Consider the following 14,785-nt stretch of genomic DNA (forward strand, 5'->3'; position numbering starts at 1 on the left):
TACGAAATGCCAGCGCGTCCCAACGGGATTACGTCACTCGCCCTGCTTTTTGGGGCTGCAGTCCTCCTCTCCGGCTGTAACGACCAAAGCGTCGCGTCCTCCCAGCCTCCCGAGCCGCCCGAAGTCAGCATCGTCACCGTCAAATCCGCGCCGCAGGCCATCTTCCGGGAACTTCCCGGACGCATCGCGCCGCTGCGGGTTGCTGACGTCCGTCCGCGGGTGTCCGGCATTATCGTGGAGCGCCTGTTCGAGCAGGGCAGTGAAGTGAAGGCCGGCGATCCGCTGTACCAGATCGATCCGAAACCTTTTGAAGTTGAATTGCAGGCGGCGGAAGCCGCGCTCGCCAAGGCCGAAGCCGCGATGCAGCAGGCCGCGCAGCATGCCAGCCGCATCGAAACCCTGACCAAGAGCCACACCGCTTCGCAGGCCTCCAACGAGGTCGCGATCGCGACGCTGGCGCAGGCCAAGGCGGAAGTCGCCGCCCGCACCGCCGACGTCTCGCGCGCGCGGCTCAACCTCGGCTACGCCACGATCCGCGCGCCGATCTCCGGCATCATCGGCGCGGCGTTGCTCAGCGAAGGCGTGCTGGTCGTGCAGAACGAAGCCAATGCGCTGGCGACAATCCAGCAGCTCAATTCGGTCTACGCCGACTTCACCCAGTCGGTGAACGATCTCAACCGGCTGCGCCGCGATTTCGAGCGCGGCGATCTCGACCGCGTTTCGGAAGACGCCGTCAAGGTTCGCCTCGTGCTCGACGACAACACGCCGTTTCCGCTGGCGGGCAAGCTGCTGTTCTCCGACACCAAGGTCGATGCCGGCACAGGCCAGGTCACGCTGCGCGGCGAGTTCAAGAATCCAAGCCGCGAACTTCTGCCCGGCATGTTCGTCCGCGTCATGATCGAACAGGGCCGCGACCCTGACGCCATCGTGGTGCCGCCGCAGGCGATCCAGCGCAATTCGTCCGGCGCCAGCGAAGTCTTTCTGGTGAAGGACGACAACCGCGTCGTCGCGCAGCCGGTTCGCACCGGCGGCCTTGTCGACGGGCAGTGGTTGATCACCGAAGGACTGAAGCCCGGCCAGCGCGTGGTGGTCGAAGGCTTCCAGAAGTTCGCCGTCGGCGATGCCGTCAAGGCCAGCAACTGGCGTGTGTCCGAACAGACCGGCCAGCCGCTCGACAAGTCGGCGGCCGCAAGCGTTCCTGCTCCGTCGCAGGTGCGCTGATCGCGATTTGAGAAAAGATAGCTGCGGCTCGCACACGTCATTGCGAGCGCAGCGGGTCCAGCTTTGCTGGATGACAGTTTGGTCGCAGCGCGGCCTGCTTGTGGGAATGCATCTTCCGCTCATCCCCGCGCAAGCGGGGATCCAGTTTCTTTCTTTGTCCTGGGTCCCCGCCTTCGCGGGGACGAACGGAAATGAAATTTCCCGCCGAAAAAACTGATGGGCGGGTGTGACGCCCTTTTTGAACTGCTTCGGACTCTAGAGGACACCCATGCCCGCCTTTTTTATCGACCGCCCGATTTTCGCTTGGGTGGTTGCGCTCTTCATTTGTCTGATCGGTCTGATCTCGATTCCGTACCTGGGGATTGCGCAGTATCCGATCATCGCGCCGCCCTCGATCTCGATCTCGACCAGCTATCCGGGTTCGTCACCGGAAGAGCTGTATAACTCGACCACGCGGCTGATCGAGGAAGAGCTGAACGGCGCTTCCGGCATTCTCAATTTCGAGTCCACCAGCGATTCGCTCGGACAAGTGGAAATCATCGCCAACTTTGTTCCGGGCACCGATTCCAATCTCGCCTCCGTCGAAGTGCAGAACCGCATCAAGCGCGTCGAGGCGCGTTTGCCGCGCGCCGTGATCCAGCAGGGCATTCTGGTCGAAGAAGCCTCCAGCGCGGTACTGCAGATCATCACCCTGCAATCCACTGACGGCAGCCTCGATGAAGTCGGCCTCGGCGACTTCATGATCCGCAACGTGCTCGGCGAAGTCCGCCGCATTCCCGGCGTCGGCCGCGCCACGCTGTATTCGACCGAGCGCTCGCTGCGCATCTGGATCGATCCGGTCAAGCTGGTCGGCTACAGCCTCACCGCCGACGACGTTACCAGGGCTATTCAGGCACAGAATGCGCAGGTCGCGTCCGGCAGTGTCGGTTCGGAACCGAGCCGCAAGGACCAGTCAATCTCGGCGCTGATCCTGGTCAAGGGACAGCTCGGCTCGGCCGACGAGTTCGGCGCCATCGTGCTGCGCGCCAATCCGGACGGCTCGACCGTGCGTCTGCGTGACGTCGCGCGCATCGAGATCGGCGGCATGGGCTATCAGTTCACCACGCGCCTGAACGGCAAGCCGAGCGCCGGCCTGTCGGTTCTGCTGTCGCCGACCGGCAACGCGCTGGCGACCGCAAGCGCGGTCGAAGAGAAGATGAAGGACCTGTCGAAGTACTTCCCGTCCAACATCACCTACGACATTCCCTACAACATCACCCCGGTGGTGGAGGCGTCGATCACCAAGGTGGTGCACACGCTGCTCGAAGCGGTCGCGCTCGTGTTCGTCGTGATGTTCCTGTTTCTCCAGAACATCCGCTACACCCTGATTCCGACCATCGTCGTGCCGATCGCGCTGCTGGGCACCTGCGCGACGCTCTTTCTGTTCGGCTACTCGATCAACATGCTGACCATGTTCGGCATGGTGCTGGCGATCGGTATTCTGGTCGACGACGCCATTGTCGTAGTCGAAAACGTCGAACGCATCATGTCCGAGGAGGGGCTCTCTCCAAAGGAAGCCACCCGCAAGGCGATGACGCAGATCACCAGCGCCATCATCGGCATCACGCTGGTGCTGATCGCGGTGTTCGTGCCGATGGCGTTCTTCCCCGGTTCCGTCGGCATCATCTACCGCCAGTTCTCGGTGACCATCGTCGCGGCGATTTCGTTCTCGGCGCTGATGGCGCTGACGCTGACGCCGGCTTTGTGCGCGACATTGCTCAAGCCGGTGAAGGCAGGACATGCCCACGCCAAGACCGGCGTGTTCGGCTGGTTCAACAACCGGCTCGACCGCGCCAAGGGCGGCTATGGCCGCGTGGTCGGCTGGTCGATCCAGCGCACCGGACGGTTGCTGATCCTTTATGCGGTGCTGCTCGGTGGCCTCGTGTTCGGCTTCTCGCGGCTGCCCGGCGGCTTCCTGCCGGTGGACGATCAGGGCTTCATCACGGTGGACGTGCAGACGCCGCCGGAATCGTCGTTCAATCGTACGCAGGCCGCAGTGGAGAAGGTCGAGCAGTTCCTGAAGAACCGCTCGGGCGTCGATGAAGTGACGTTCCTCACCGGCTTCAGCTTTTTAGGCCAGGGCCAGAACACGGCGCAGGCCTTCGTGACGCTGAAGGACTGGTCCGAGCGTGGCCCGAACGATTCCGCCGCCGCCATCGTCGCGGACATCAACAACTCGCTGAAGTCGATCAAGGACGCCAAGGTCTCGGCGCTGCAGCCGCCGCCGATCGACAACCTCGGCAACTCGTCGGGCTTCTCCTTCCGGCTTCAGGATCGCGGCCAGAAGGGTTACGCCGCGCTGATGAAGGCGAAGGACGATCTGCTGGCGCAGGCCAAGCAGAGCCGCGTGCTGCAGAATGTCTATGCGGAAGGCCTGCCCGAAGCGCCGCAGGTGCAGCTCATCATCGACCGCGAACAGGCGGCCGCGCAGGGCGTCACCTTCGCCGACATCAACAGCACGATCTCGACCAATCTCGGCTCGGCCTATGTCAACGACTTCCCGAACCGGGGCCGCATGCAGCGCGTGATCGTGCAGGCCGACAGCATCGGCCGCATGAACGCGCAGGACATCCTGTCCTACAACGTCAAGAACAGCCGCGGAAATCTGGTGCCGCTGTCGTCGTTCGCGGCCATCAAGTGGACCGTCGGTCCGACCCAGATCGTCGGCTTCAACTACTATCCGTCGGTGCGTATCTCGGGTGAGGCGAAGCCTGGCTTCACCTCCGGCGACGCGATTGCGGAAATGGAGCGTCTGACCGCGCAGCTGCCGCGCGGCTTCGGCTTCGAGTGGACCGGACAATCGTTGCAGGAAAAGCTGTCGGGCTCGCAGGCGCCGTTCCTGCTCGCGCTCTCGGCGCTGATCGTGTTCCTGTGTCTCGCCGCGCTCTATGAAAGCTGGACCATTCCGCTCGCGGTGCTGATGACGGTGCCGCTGGGTATTCTCGGCGCGATGGTGGCGGCGATGTCGCGCAGCCTGTCGAACGACGTCTATTTCACCGTGGCGCTGATTACGATCATCGGCCTCGCGGCAAAGGACGCGATTCTGATTATCGAGTTCGCCAAGGATCTGCGGGCGAAAGGCACGCCGCTGATGCAGGCGACGATGGAAGCCTGCCATCTGCGCTTCCGACCGATCCTGATGACGGGTCTGGCGTTCGTCTGCGGCGTGCTGCCGATGGTGATCGCCTCCGGCGCTGGCGCGAGGAGCCAGCAGGCGCTCGGCACCACGGTGATGGGCGGCATGATCGCGGTCGTGGTGCTGGCGCTGTTGATGGTGCCGGTGTTCTTCGTCGCGGTGACCAAGTTCTTCTCGAAGAACGAACGCGACGGCGAGGTCACGCCTGAGAAGGGATCGAAGCTGGACCGGCTGCGCGGCATGTTCCGCCGCTCGCGCCCGGCTCAGTCGTCGGCGTCGTAAGCACTACGGAAGCGCACTGCCCCCGCTCATCCCCGCGAAAGCGGGGATCCAGTTCTTTGCTCTGGGTCCCCGCTTGCGCGAGGACGAACGGAAACTAAATCCAGCGCATCCTGGATTGCTTCGTCGCTAACGCTCCTCGCAATGACGGGCGTTACCCCTTCAACGGCCTTTGAAACGCGCACAACACCGCGCCCAGCGCCAGCGCGGCCGTCGAGATCGTCAGCGCGTAGGACAGGCTCCCCATCGCGTCGGTGATGGCGCCGGTGACGAACGGGCCGAGTGTTTGGCCGATGCCGAAGGTGATGGTCAGGATGCCGATCGCTTTCGGCCACGCCTCCGGCGGATAGTTGAGGCGCGCAAAAACGGTGGTGGCGGCCACCACCGGAAAGAACGACAGGCCGAACACGAACGCCGACGCCGCCAGCAGCATCGGCGATGTGCCGAGCAGCGCGATGAAGGTGCCCAGGCACGTAACGCCGATCATGATCGCCGTCGTCATGCCGCTTTCGCCGCGCGCCATCAGCCCGCGCCACAGCCATGGTCCCACGAACGACATCAGTCCGATCAGGCACCAGAACCCGCTCTGCGCCGCCGCGTCTCCGCCGCCGTCGCGCACATAGGCGATCATGAAGGTCATGTAGGCGATGTAACCCGCGCCGAACAGGAAATAGCCGGCGAGATAAAACGCGATCGGGCGCAGCGCGATCGATGATGTTGCGGTCGATGTTTTGGTTGCGGGAACGTCGACGGGATTCAGCAGCAGCGGAATCATCATCAGGGCCGTCAGCACGGTCAGCACCGTCCACACGATCCACCACGAGCCGGGGCCGAAATACTGCAGCAGGAACGGCGCGGCCAGTCCCGACACGATCAGGCCGGTGCCCGGGCCGGTGTAGAACAGGCTGAGCAGCACCGCCGATTTCTCAGGTCGCGATTGCGCGATGGTCGCGGCCAGCGTGCCGCCGCCGACGAATGTCGCCGCAGCCCCAAGGCCCGAGAGCAGGCGGCCGAAACTGAAAAGAATCACGTTGCCCGACAGCGCGCAGATCCCGAGCGAAACGACGCAGGCCAGCGCGCCGATCCATGTCGCGCGGAACAGGCCGACGCGGCGGATGAAGGATGCCGCGCCGAGCGCGCCGGCGAGATAGCCGATGGCGTTGACCGTGTTCATGAAGCCCGCGGTCGAATACGACCAGCCGAGCGAGTCGCGCATGTCGGGCAAGACCAGCGAATAGGCGAAACGGCCGATGCCGAGCCCGATGGCGGCGGCCAGCGAGATGATCAGGATCATGCGCATCGGATGCGCGAACGGGGTGGCGGACTCGGGGGATGTCACGGGCGGCTCCGGCAGGGGCGCCAGCTTGGCAGTTTCGGCGGTATTTGACCAATCGCGAGGCGGCAATGGTGTCTTGCCAATTCTGCAAGGGCGTTTTAGCAAGTCCGCGCACCACGCGCAGATAGTCAACAATTCAAGGCATATCGATCATGGCATCGCATAAACTCCTGCTTCTTCCCGGCGACGGTATCGGCACCGAAGTGATGGCGGAGGTGAAGCGCGTCATCGACTGGCTGGGCAAGCGCGGCATTGCCAGATTCGAGACCGAGACCGGTCTGGTCGGCGGATCGAGCTACGACGCCGACAAGGTCGCGATCACCGACGCCACCATGGCGCGGGCGCAGGCCGCGGACGCCGTGATCTTCGGCGCGGTCGGTGGTCCGAAGTGGGCGGATGTTCCTTACGAAGCGCGCCCCGAAGCGGGCCTGTTGCGGCTGCGCAAGGACATGGCGCTGTTCGCCAACCTGCGTCCCGCGATCTGCTATCCGGCGCTGGCGGAAGCCTCCAGCCTCCGGAAAGAGGTCGTCGAAGGCCTCGACATCATGATCGTGCGCGAGCTGACCGGCGGCGTGTACTTCGGCGAGCCGAAGACCATCACCGATCTCGGCAATGGCCAGAAGCGCGCCGTCGATACGCAGGTCTACGACACCTACGAAATCGAGCGCATCTCGCGCGTCGCGTTCGATCTCGCACGCAAGCGCCGCAACAAGATGACGTCGATGGAAAAGCACAACGTCATGAAGAGCGGCGTGCTCTGGAAGGAAGTCGTCACGCAGGTGCATGCGCGCGAATACAAGGACGTCGAGCTTGAGCATCAGCTGGCCGACGCCGGCGGCATGCAGCTGGTGCGCTGGCCGAAGCAGTTCGACGTCATCGTCACCGATAACCTGTTCGGCGACATGCTCTCGGATATTGCTGCGATGCTGACTGGTTCGCTCGGCATGCTGCCGTCGGCGTCACTGGGCGAGACCGATCCGAAGACCAAGAAGCGCAAGGCGCTGTATGAGCCGGTGCACGGTTCGGCGCCGGACATCGCCGGCAAGGGCATGGCCAATCCAATCGCGATGATCGCGTCGTTCGTGATGGCGCTGCGCTACTCGTTCGATCTTCAGAAGGAAGCCGACATGATCGACGCGGCGATCGCCGCGACGCTGGCCAAGGGCCTTCGCACCGCCGACATCAAGTCGGACGGCGCGAAAATCATCTCGACGTCGCAGATGGGCGAGGCGATTGTCGCGGAACTGGACTCATTGGCGGGCTGACACCATTTCGCCCTTTCGGGCGAAGTTCGTCGCTGTCTCGCCTTATGCAATTCGCCATAAAAAATGCCCGGCTCGCGCCGGGCATTTTCGTTGGGGCATGACCCCGAAAAGTGGAAACCGGTTTTCGGATCAGGTCATGCCCGATTGAAAAACGGTCGCTGACAAATCAGTAGAGCGGGAACGGGAACGGCATGCCGGTGTCCCACTGGTCGCCGAGCGGACGGCGGCTGGTGTACAGCCGGTCGATCTGCTGGCCATAGGAATAGCCGGGCGGGAAGGCGTAGTCGGTGAACTTGCGCTCGCCGGGAACAACTTCGGTGCCGGCATCGAGCCACGAGCGGCGCGTTACGTAAACGCGGGTCCGGCCACGCTGGTAGGACGAGTTGACCGCCTTGCGCGGCGGACCGTCATAGGTCGGATCGTTCTCGATGGTGCGCTTCCGGGTCTGGGCATCGGCGGCGGTTGCGCCAAGCGCGACCACTGCAACCGCAGCGCTCGCCAGCAGGAGCGCCAGAACCTTCGCGCCAGAAGACTTCAAAGCCATTATATCCTCACGGGAATTCCAATTGCGTCGCACCATACCCGCTCGGAACGGGGTGCCACAAGGACTAAAGGGCCACACTTGTTCGGCATATTGCGCGGGTCTGTCCCAAGGGGGCCGGCCACGCGCTAATCGTCCGTTTTAGAGCCGGCGGGGCGGGCGCTGCGGCCGGGTATCGGTGGTTTGTGACACCGGCTCGGCAGTGCAACGCGGCGACCGCTTCATTCGTTCCTCGAAGAAGGTCTGCGCGGCGGCGGTGGGCAGCACGCCCTTCACGCTGATGCGGTCGATCATGCAGGCCAGGGTGTGAAAATTCGGGCGCGCGCCGCTTGCTTCGCAGTACCAGCCCTTGAGATACACGGCGGTGGTGTCGAAGCGGCTGAGATAGGACACGCAGAGTTTGATCTGACCATCGGAGTTGATCTGGAAGTTCGCGGCGCGGACCGGGCCGAACCGCGTTTCGAGATCGTAGTAGGTCGTCGCTCGGCCCATGCCGGTATACGCCGTGCGCAGCAGCGGCCGCAGACTGGACATCTCCGACGAATAATCGCGGACCACCGGCGTGTCGGGACTCGACGGCATGTTGATCACGAGCGTGAAGTCGGTGTTGCGATCGTAAACCTGGCCGTATTGCAGGACATTCTGCCAGCCCCCGCTGAATCGGGCCGCGTTGGCGGTCGATGACAACCTCGTGAGTTCCGGCGCGTTGATCTGGAAAGACGCCTTGGAACTGGCGATCGACGGCTGACTGAAAAAGCTCGAGACGCGCACAACCGCGACGGCGATGAGGGCGAATGCCACGGTCCCTGCGATATAAAAGGAATAGCGTACCGCCCTGCCGGCGTGGGTGCTGATCGACATATCATTCGGACCGAAGGACATTTTCAAATTCCTGTCGTTGATCGTCTCAATTCTGTGTGAGTCCGCCGCGCAATTGCGGAGCGTCGCTGGATGCAATCCAGTTCGTTGCTGTGATGGTCGTCGGGTTGCAGCTGTGACGCCGGAGTTCGGCGCGTGCGAACAGCTCGGCCATTTTCGGATCGTTGCCCGCGGAGAGCAGGATCAGCCGGTTCAGAGTGCAGCCGACAAAGGCGTGCTGACCGGCCAGCGTATCGGCCTGACAGGCCCAACCGCTGATCCGGACGCTCGGGGTCGCGAAGGTCTTGGCAAAGCCTAGGCAGGCCTGCTTGCCGTGCGGGGCAGCCCCGCTGAAACGGATCAGCGGGACATGGCCGAATTTGGTGTCGATGAAACCGGCCGGTTCGGTCGCGTCGGTGGCCTGTCCGGCCATCCGGGCGGCGATGTCGGCGTCAACGGCGGCGAAAGCATCGAGCTCACCGCCGGGGCGGTAAATCTCGACTTCCGCGTTGGGGGCTTGGCCGGCGGTCGCGGCCCAGCGCAAGATATCCTTGCGGCCGCCTTCCGGGTGCCGGAGGATATCGTAAGCATTTGTTCTGTCGGATAAATCCAGCTTGCTGATGGCGAAGGCCGGATGCGGGCGGCTGGCCGGTGTCCAGCCGGGGGCCGAGGGGAGCGCCGGAAGTCCGGTATTGGCCGCGACCGGCACGGCGGACACCAGATCCACCGCGATGACGGCGAGCACAGCGAGGCCGCAGACATAAGCCAGAATACGGACGGCGATCGCGCTGCATTCGTCGGCGAAGCTGCGCAACGCCGGATGAATGCCGGACGCATCCGGGAGGGGCTGATCGAGCAGGATCGGGTTCATATATGACTCGTGGCGGACGTTCTGTTCCGGTCATAAAACGGGAACGAGCTTCCGCCGTGGCCATGGTCGCAAGACCTGCCGCCACTTGACGTCCAACCTGCCCCCGCAGTTGCTTCTGCGTTGTATTTGGGCCGTTTTTCGCATAGAAGCGCTCGCTCTTCCCTTCCGCAGGCTGCGGTGGCGAAGCATTTTTCTTCGGAGAGTCAACGATGGGTTACAAGGTTGCGCTAGTTGGAGCGACCGGCAACGTGGGCCGGGAAATGCTCAACATTCTGGACGAACGCAGTTTTCCGGCTGACGAGGTGGTCGCATTGGCCTCCCGCCGCAGCATGGGCGTCGAAGTGTCCTATGGCGACCGCACCCTGAAATGCAAAGCGCTGGAGCATTACGATTTCAGCGATGTCGATATCTGCCTGATGTCGGCCGGCGGAGCTGTGTCCAAGGAATGGTCGCCGAAGATCGCAGCCGCTGGCGCTGTGGTGATCGACAATTCGTCGACGTGGCGAATGGACCCCGACGTGCCGCTGATCGTGCCTGAAGTGAACGCGGACGCTGTTGCCGGCTTCACCAAGAAGGGCATCATCGCCAATCCGAACTGCTCGACGGCGCAACTCGTCGTCGCGCTGAAGCCATTGCACGACAAGGCAGTGATCAAGCGCGTGGTGGTCTCGACCTATCAGTCGGTGTCCGGCGCCGGCAAGGATGCGATGGACGAGTTGTTCTCGCAGACCAAGGCCGTCTACACCAACAGCGAACTGATCAATAATAAATTCCCGAAGCGTATCGCCTTCAACGTCATCCCGCAGATCGACGTGTTCATGGAGGATGGCTACACCAAGGAAGAGTGGAAGATGATGATGGAGACCAAGAAGATTCTTGATCCCAAAATCAAAATGTCCGCGACCTGCGTGCGCGTCCCGGTGTTCGTCGGGCATTCCGAAGCCGTCAACATCGAGTTCGAAAATCCGATCTCGGAGGACGAAGCCCGCGACATCCTGCGCACCGCGCCGGGTTGTCTCGTGATCGACAAGCGCGAGCCCGGCGGTTACGTCACGCCGTACGAAGCCGCGGGTGAGGACGCCACCTACATCAGCCGTATCCGCGAGGACGCGACGGTGGAGAACGGTCTCGTGCTGTGGTGCGTGTCGGACAATCTGCGCAAGGGTGCGGCGCTGAACGCGATCCAGATCGCGGAATGCCTCGTCAACCGCAAGCTGTTGCAGCCGAAAAAGAAAGCAGCCTGAGCAGCACTTCAGGACACGGGGGCCGGGACCAGGATGACGAACGAGCCATCTGAGCACCGGCCCGCCACTGCCGAGTATGCGCCCAATCCCGCGCTCAAGCGCGGCGAGAAGGCGTTTGAGACCGTGCTGTTCAACAGCCGCTGGCTGATGGCGCCGTTCTATCTCGGGCTCGTCGTCAGCCTCGTTGTGCTGCTGTTCAAGTTCGTCCTGCTGCTGGTCGAGTTCGTACTGCACGCGCCGGCGGCGAAGGAATCCGACATCATTCTCGGTGTGCTGTCGCTGATCGACGTGTCGCTCACCGGCAATCTCATTCTGATCGTGGTGTTCTCGGGGTACGAGAATTTCGTTTCGCGGATCGATCCGCGCGGCCATCCCGACTGGCCGGAATGGATGACCAAGGTTGATTTCGCCGGGCTGAAGCAGAAATTGCTCGCGTCGATCGTCGCGATTTCAGCAATACAGGTGCTGAAAGCCTTCATGAACATCGATGTGGCGTTCGACGCCCAGAAGCTCGGCTGGCTCGCCGGCATCCATCTTGTATTCGTCGTCTCGACGCTGCTGATCGTGTGGTCGGACAAGCTCGGCGGTCACGGCGCTGCGGACAAGGCCCACTAGCGCTTCTTCCGCCGAACGGACTTGCCGCCCGAATGCGCGTCCAGCTTTATGTCTGGGACGCTAGGGCGCTTTGATAGACGCGGCTGAATTCGTTGGTCGACTGATCGACGATGGACAGTGAGCCTTCGGCGACGCCGAAATAGGCGCCGTGCAACTGCAGTTCGCCGCTTCCGACGCGATTCTTCACGAACGGAAACGTCATCAGGTTTTCGAGGCTGCGCAGAATCGCGGCCTTCTCGATCCGCGTCACGAACTGCTGCATGGTTTCGTGGTCGCGCTGCGCGACCTTCTCGCCCGGCTTGACGAACATCGACATCCATTTGCCGATGAAGTCGCCCGGCGACAGCGGCGCGCTGTCGTCGACGAAGGCGCGAATGCCGCCGCATTGCGCGTGCCCGAGCACGACGATGTGTTTTATTTTCAGGACCTGAATCGCATATTCCAGCGCCGCCGAGACGCCGTGCGCGTTCCCGTCTGGCTGGAAGACGGGCACCAGGTTGGCGACGTTGCGCACGACGAACAATTCGCCCGGCCCGGCGTCGAAGATCACTTCCGGCGACACACGGGAATCGCAGCAGCCGATCACCATGACTTCGGGGGATTGGCCGATTTGCGACAGTTCGCGGTAGCGCGACTGTTCGGTGGGCAGGCGCTGGGTGACGAAGGTCTGGTAGCCGGTGAGCAGGTGTTCGGGAAAGGGTGACATGGGAGGCCTCGCAAATTCTTTCCTGTGTCCTTTGAATCCGAAGGACGCGACGGAACGTGCCGCAAAAACCAGCGAGCTTCGGATTCAGGACACCGGTTGGCTAACCTAGGAGCGCCGCCGGAACAAGTCTTTCGGCGGCAGGGCCGAAGTGCTACTCAGGCTGCTTCCCCAATGGAAACCCAGCCATGATCCGTCCGCGCCGCAGTGTCTTGTTCATGCCGGGTTCGAATGCACGGGCGCTCGACAAGGCGCGGAACCTGCCCTCCGACGGCGTTATTCTGGACCTTGAGGATTCCGTCGCGCCCGACGCCAAGCCGATGGCCCGCGGCCAGATCGCGGACGCCGTCGCCGCGAAGGGCTTCGGCAAGCGGGAGATCATCATCCGCATCAACAACCTGGAATCGCCGTGGTGGCAGGACGATCTGGCGATGGCCGCCGCCGCGCAGCCGGACGGAATTCTGGTGCCGAAAATCTCGAGCCCCGATGATGTGAAAAAGCTGGAGGAGCGGCTGCGCGCGCTCAAGGCCGCTCCGGCAATTTCCCTCTGGGCCATGATCGAGAGCCCGATCGCGGTTCTCTCCGCACAGCAGATCGCGGCTACGGCGCGCGAAGGCGACAAGCGGCTGGCTGGCTTCATCATGGGGCCGAACGACATCGCGCGCGAAACACGGATGCGGATGCTGCCGGGACGCGCGGCGATGCTGCCGCTGTTTACCCATTGCATCGTGGCCGCGCGGGCCGCGGGCATCGAGATTCTCGACGGTCCCTATAACGACATCAGCGACGTCGCGGGTTTCGCGAAGGAGTGCGCGCAGGGCCGCGACATGGGTTTCGACGGCAAGACGCTGATTCACCCGGGACAGATCGATGCGGCCAACGCGGCCTACACGCCGCCCGCCGAGGAGATCGCCCGCGCGCGCAAGATCATGGGCGTGTTCGATCTGCCGGAGAACGCGAACAAGGGCGTGGTTCAGCTCGACGGCCAGATGGTCGAGCGGCTGCATGTCGAAATGGCCAAGCGGACCATTGCGATCGCCGATGCGATCGCGGCCTTGAAGGTGAGTTGAGATAACGCTGCTCGTCATGCCCGGGCTTGTCCCGGGCATCCACGTCTATCTGTTTTAGAAGCCGAAGACGTAGATGGCCGGGACAAGCCCGGCCATGACATAGTTTATCAATTCGGTTGAATCACAGCCACGGACGTTCGGTTTTTTCCTTTGCCTCGAACACGTCGATCGACTTGCCCTTCTCCATCGTCAGGCCAATGTCGTCGAGACCGTTCAGCATGCAGTGCTTGCGGAACGGATCGAGGTCGAACTTGATCGTGCCGCCGTCGGGACCGCGGATTTCCTGCTTTTCAAGATCGATGGTCAGCGTGGCGTTGGCGCCGCGATCCGCATCGTCGAACAGCTTGTCGAGTTCGTCCTGCGAGACGCGGATCGGCAGGATCCCGTTCTTGAAGCAGTTGTTGTAGAAAATGTCGCCGAACGAGGTCGAGATGATGCAGCGGATGCCGAAATCTCCCAGCGCCCATGGCGCGTGCTCGCGGCTCGAGCCGCAGCCGAAGTTGTCGCCGGCCACGAGAATCTTGGCGTTGCGATAGGACGGCTTGTTGAGGACGAAATCCGGGTTCTCGCTGCCATCGTCCTTGTAGCGCTGCTCGGAAAACAGTCCCTTGCCGAGGCCGGTGCGCTTGATGGTCTTGAGATACTGCTTCGGGATGATCATGTCGGTATCGACATTGATGATCTTCAGCGGTGCCGCGACGCCTTCGAGGGTCGTAAACTTGTCCATGATGTTCCCGTGAACCGGATGTAATTCGAGCTGTTCTAAATATACCATGACTGCCGTCAAGGCTATGCACTGAGGGAGGACACATCATGAACGCCATGCACGGTTGTTCCTTGCCGAAAGCACTTCTTTTGGCGGTGGGTATCGTCATGCTGATGCCGCCCGGCAGCGCCCAGGCCGAGATGTGGTGCCGAAGGGATTTCGATCGCAACAATCCGGTCTGTGTGTTCAGCAGCGCGCGGGACTGTGTCAGAGCCGCAGGCATCATGGGCGGCGTTTGCGAGCGCGAGCCGCTGGGCCGTGCCAGCGCAGCGAAACCATGCAAGCCGTCGCACGAGGCAGGAACGGCCAGGAAACGCCGTCCTGCGGATACCGCGGCCTGCGACGCCTCCTGAGAGAGGCATGATCCCGTCGAAAGCCGGTTTCCGCATGCCGGGACCAGGCACTTAAGTCACCGAGGCCTCGATCGTTTCCATGTCGTCGTCGGACAATCCGAAATGGTGCCCGATCTCGTGCACCAGAACATGGGTGATGATGTTGCCCAGCGTCTCGTCGTGCTCCGCCCAGTAATCGAGGATCGGGCGGCGATAGAGCCAGACCATGTTCGGCATCGGGGCCACGTCGCCGCTGGAGCGGAACGGCAGGCCGACGCCCTGAAACAGCCCGAGCAGGTCGAATTCGCTCTGGGCCTTCATTTCCTCGAGCACTTCGTCCGAGGGGAAATCATCGATCTGGATGATGACGCCCTCGCACAGCGCGCGGAAATGTTTCGGCAGCCGCGCGAACGCGTCATGCGCGATGGCTTCCATGTCGGCAAGGCTGGGGGATTTCGCGGTTGGCCACATCGGTCTTGTTTAGAAGGCTTGGCCGCCGGGGCCAAGGG

General features: G+C 62.8%; 14 protein-coding genes. 7 read left to right on the forward strand and 7 right to left on the reverse strand.

The annotated features are described in order from the left end of the window. Window positions 1-6 precede the first annotated feature (6 nt). Complete coding sequence (locus tag HNQ36_RS10250; RefSeq protein WP_046828247.1) at window positions 7-1,221, forward strand: efflux RND transporter periplasmic adaptor subunit; 1,215 nt, start codon at window positions 7-9, stop codon at window positions 1,219-1,221. 268 nt (window positions 1,222-1,489) lie between these two features. Then, entirely contained in the window at window positions 1,490-4,678 is a 3,189-nt protein-coding gene (locus HNQ36_RS10255) for a multidrug efflux RND transporter permease subunit (RefSeq protein WP_184084407.1), read from the forward strand. 151 nt (window positions 4,679-4,829) lie between these two features. Here HNQ36_RS10255 and HNQ36_RS10260 read toward each other — a convergent pair whose 3' ends face one another. Next, window positions 4,830-6,014 carry a YbfB/YjiJ family MFS transporter gene (locus HNQ36_RS10260; protein WP_347339956.1) on the reverse strand — a complete coding sequence of 395 codons (1,185 nt, stop codon included), beginning with the start codon at window positions 6,012-6,014 and terminating at the stop codon, window positions 4,830-4,832. Window positions 6,015-6,163: 149 nt separating this feature from the next. Here HNQ36_RS10260 and leuB point away from each other — a divergent pair, with 149 nt between their 5' ends. Beyond that, window positions 6,164-7,276: a 3-isopropylmalate dehydrogenase gene (gene leuB / locus HNQ36_RS10265; protein WP_184084409.1), complete on the forward strand. Its 1,113-nt coding sequence runs from the start codon at window positions 6,164-6,166 to the stop codon at window positions 7,274-7,276. Between the two features lie 166 nt (window positions 7,277-7,442). Here the strand turns inward: leuB and HNQ36_RS10270 are convergent, their stop codons facing one another. The 3 genes from HNQ36_RS10270 to HNQ36_RS10280 all read right to left on the reverse strand — a co-directional run bounded on the left by HNQ36_RS10270 (window position 7,443) and on the right by HNQ36_RS10280 (window position 9,546). Continuing rightward, window positions 7,443-7,820 carry a hypothetical protein gene (locus HNQ36_RS10270; protein ID WP_184084411.1) on the reverse strand — a complete coding sequence of 126 codons (378 nt, stop codon included), beginning with the start codon at window positions 7,818-7,820 and terminating at the stop codon, window positions 7,443-7,445. A gap of 138 nt (window positions 7,821-7,958) precedes the next feature. Further along, window positions 7,959-8,699, reverse strand: a complete 741-nt coding sequence (locus tag HNQ36_RS10275; RefSeq protein WP_184084413.1) for a hypothetical protein — start codon at window positions 8,697-8,699, stop codon at window positions 7,959-7,961. A 25-nt stretch (window positions 8,700-8,724) separates the two neighbouring features. Beyond that, window positions 8,725-9,546, reverse strand: coding sequence for a hypothetical protein (locus HNQ36_RS10280; protein ID WP_184084415.1), 822 nt, complete (start codon window positions 9,544-9,546; stop codon window positions 8,725-8,727). Between the two features lie 209 nt (window positions 9,547-9,755). Between HNQ36_RS10280 and HNQ36_RS10285 the strand changes: the two genes are divergently transcribed. Further along, window positions 9,756-10,790 (forward strand): aspartate-semialdehyde dehydrogenase, encoded by a 1,035-nt coding sequence (locus HNQ36_RS10285; protein WP_184084417.1) that lies wholly within the window; start codon window positions 9,756-9,758, stop codon window positions 10,788-10,790. Window positions 10,791-10,823: 33 nt separating this feature from the next. Then, window positions 10,824-11,405, forward strand: a complete 582-nt coding sequence (locus HNQ36_RS10290) for a TIGR00645 family protein (RefSeq protein WP_184084419.1) — start codon at window positions 10,824-10,826, stop codon at window positions 11,403-11,405. Between the two features lie 46 nt (window positions 11,406-11,451). Here HNQ36_RS10290 and HNQ36_RS10295 read toward each other — a convergent pair whose 3' ends face one another. Then, entirely contained in the window at window positions 11,452-12,111 is a 660-nt protein-coding gene (locus tag HNQ36_RS10295) for a carbonic anhydrase (RefSeq protein WP_184084421.1), read from the reverse strand. A 185-nt stretch (window positions 12,112-12,296) separates the two neighbouring features. Here HNQ36_RS10295 and HNQ36_RS10300 point away from each other — a divergent pair, with 185 nt between their 5' ends. Further along, on the forward strand, window positions 12,297-13,178 hold the full coding sequence (locus HNQ36_RS10300; protein WP_184084423.1) for an HpcH/HpaI aldolase/citrate lyase family protein: 882 nt from the start codon (window positions 12,297-12,299) through the stop codon (window positions 13,176-13,178). A gap of 121 nt (window positions 13,179-13,299) precedes the next feature. On the opposite strand, the gene leuD is transcribed toward HNQ36_RS10300, so the two are convergent. Further along, window positions 13,300-13,905, reverse strand: coding sequence for a 3-isopropylmalate dehydratase small subunit (gene leuD, locus HNQ36_RS10305; RefSeq protein WP_184084425.1), 606 nt, complete (start codon window positions 13,903-13,905; stop codon window positions 13,300-13,302). Between the two features lie 86 nt (window positions 13,906-13,991). Here leuD and HNQ36_RS10310 point away from each other — a divergent pair, with 86 nt between their 5' ends. Further along, window positions 13,992-14,297, forward strand: a complete 306-nt coding sequence (locus tag HNQ36_RS10310) for a hypothetical protein (protein ID WP_184084427.1) — start codon at window positions 13,992-13,994, stop codon at window positions 14,295-14,297. 51 nt (window positions 14,298-14,348) lie between these two features. Here the strand turns inward: HNQ36_RS10310 and HNQ36_RS10315 are convergent, their stop codons facing one another. Further along, on the reverse strand, window positions 14,349-14,747 hold the full coding sequence (locus HNQ36_RS10315; protein WP_184084429.1) for a metallopeptidase family protein: 399 nt from the start codon (window positions 14,745-14,747) through the stop codon (window positions 14,349-14,351). Between the last annotated feature and the right edge of the window lie 38 nt (window positions 14,748-14,785).

It is taken from the genome of Afipia massiliensis, assembly GCF_014203115.1.
GTDB lineage: Bacteria > Pseudomonadota > Alphaproteobacteria > Rhizobiales > Xanthobacteraceae > Afipia > Afipia massiliensis.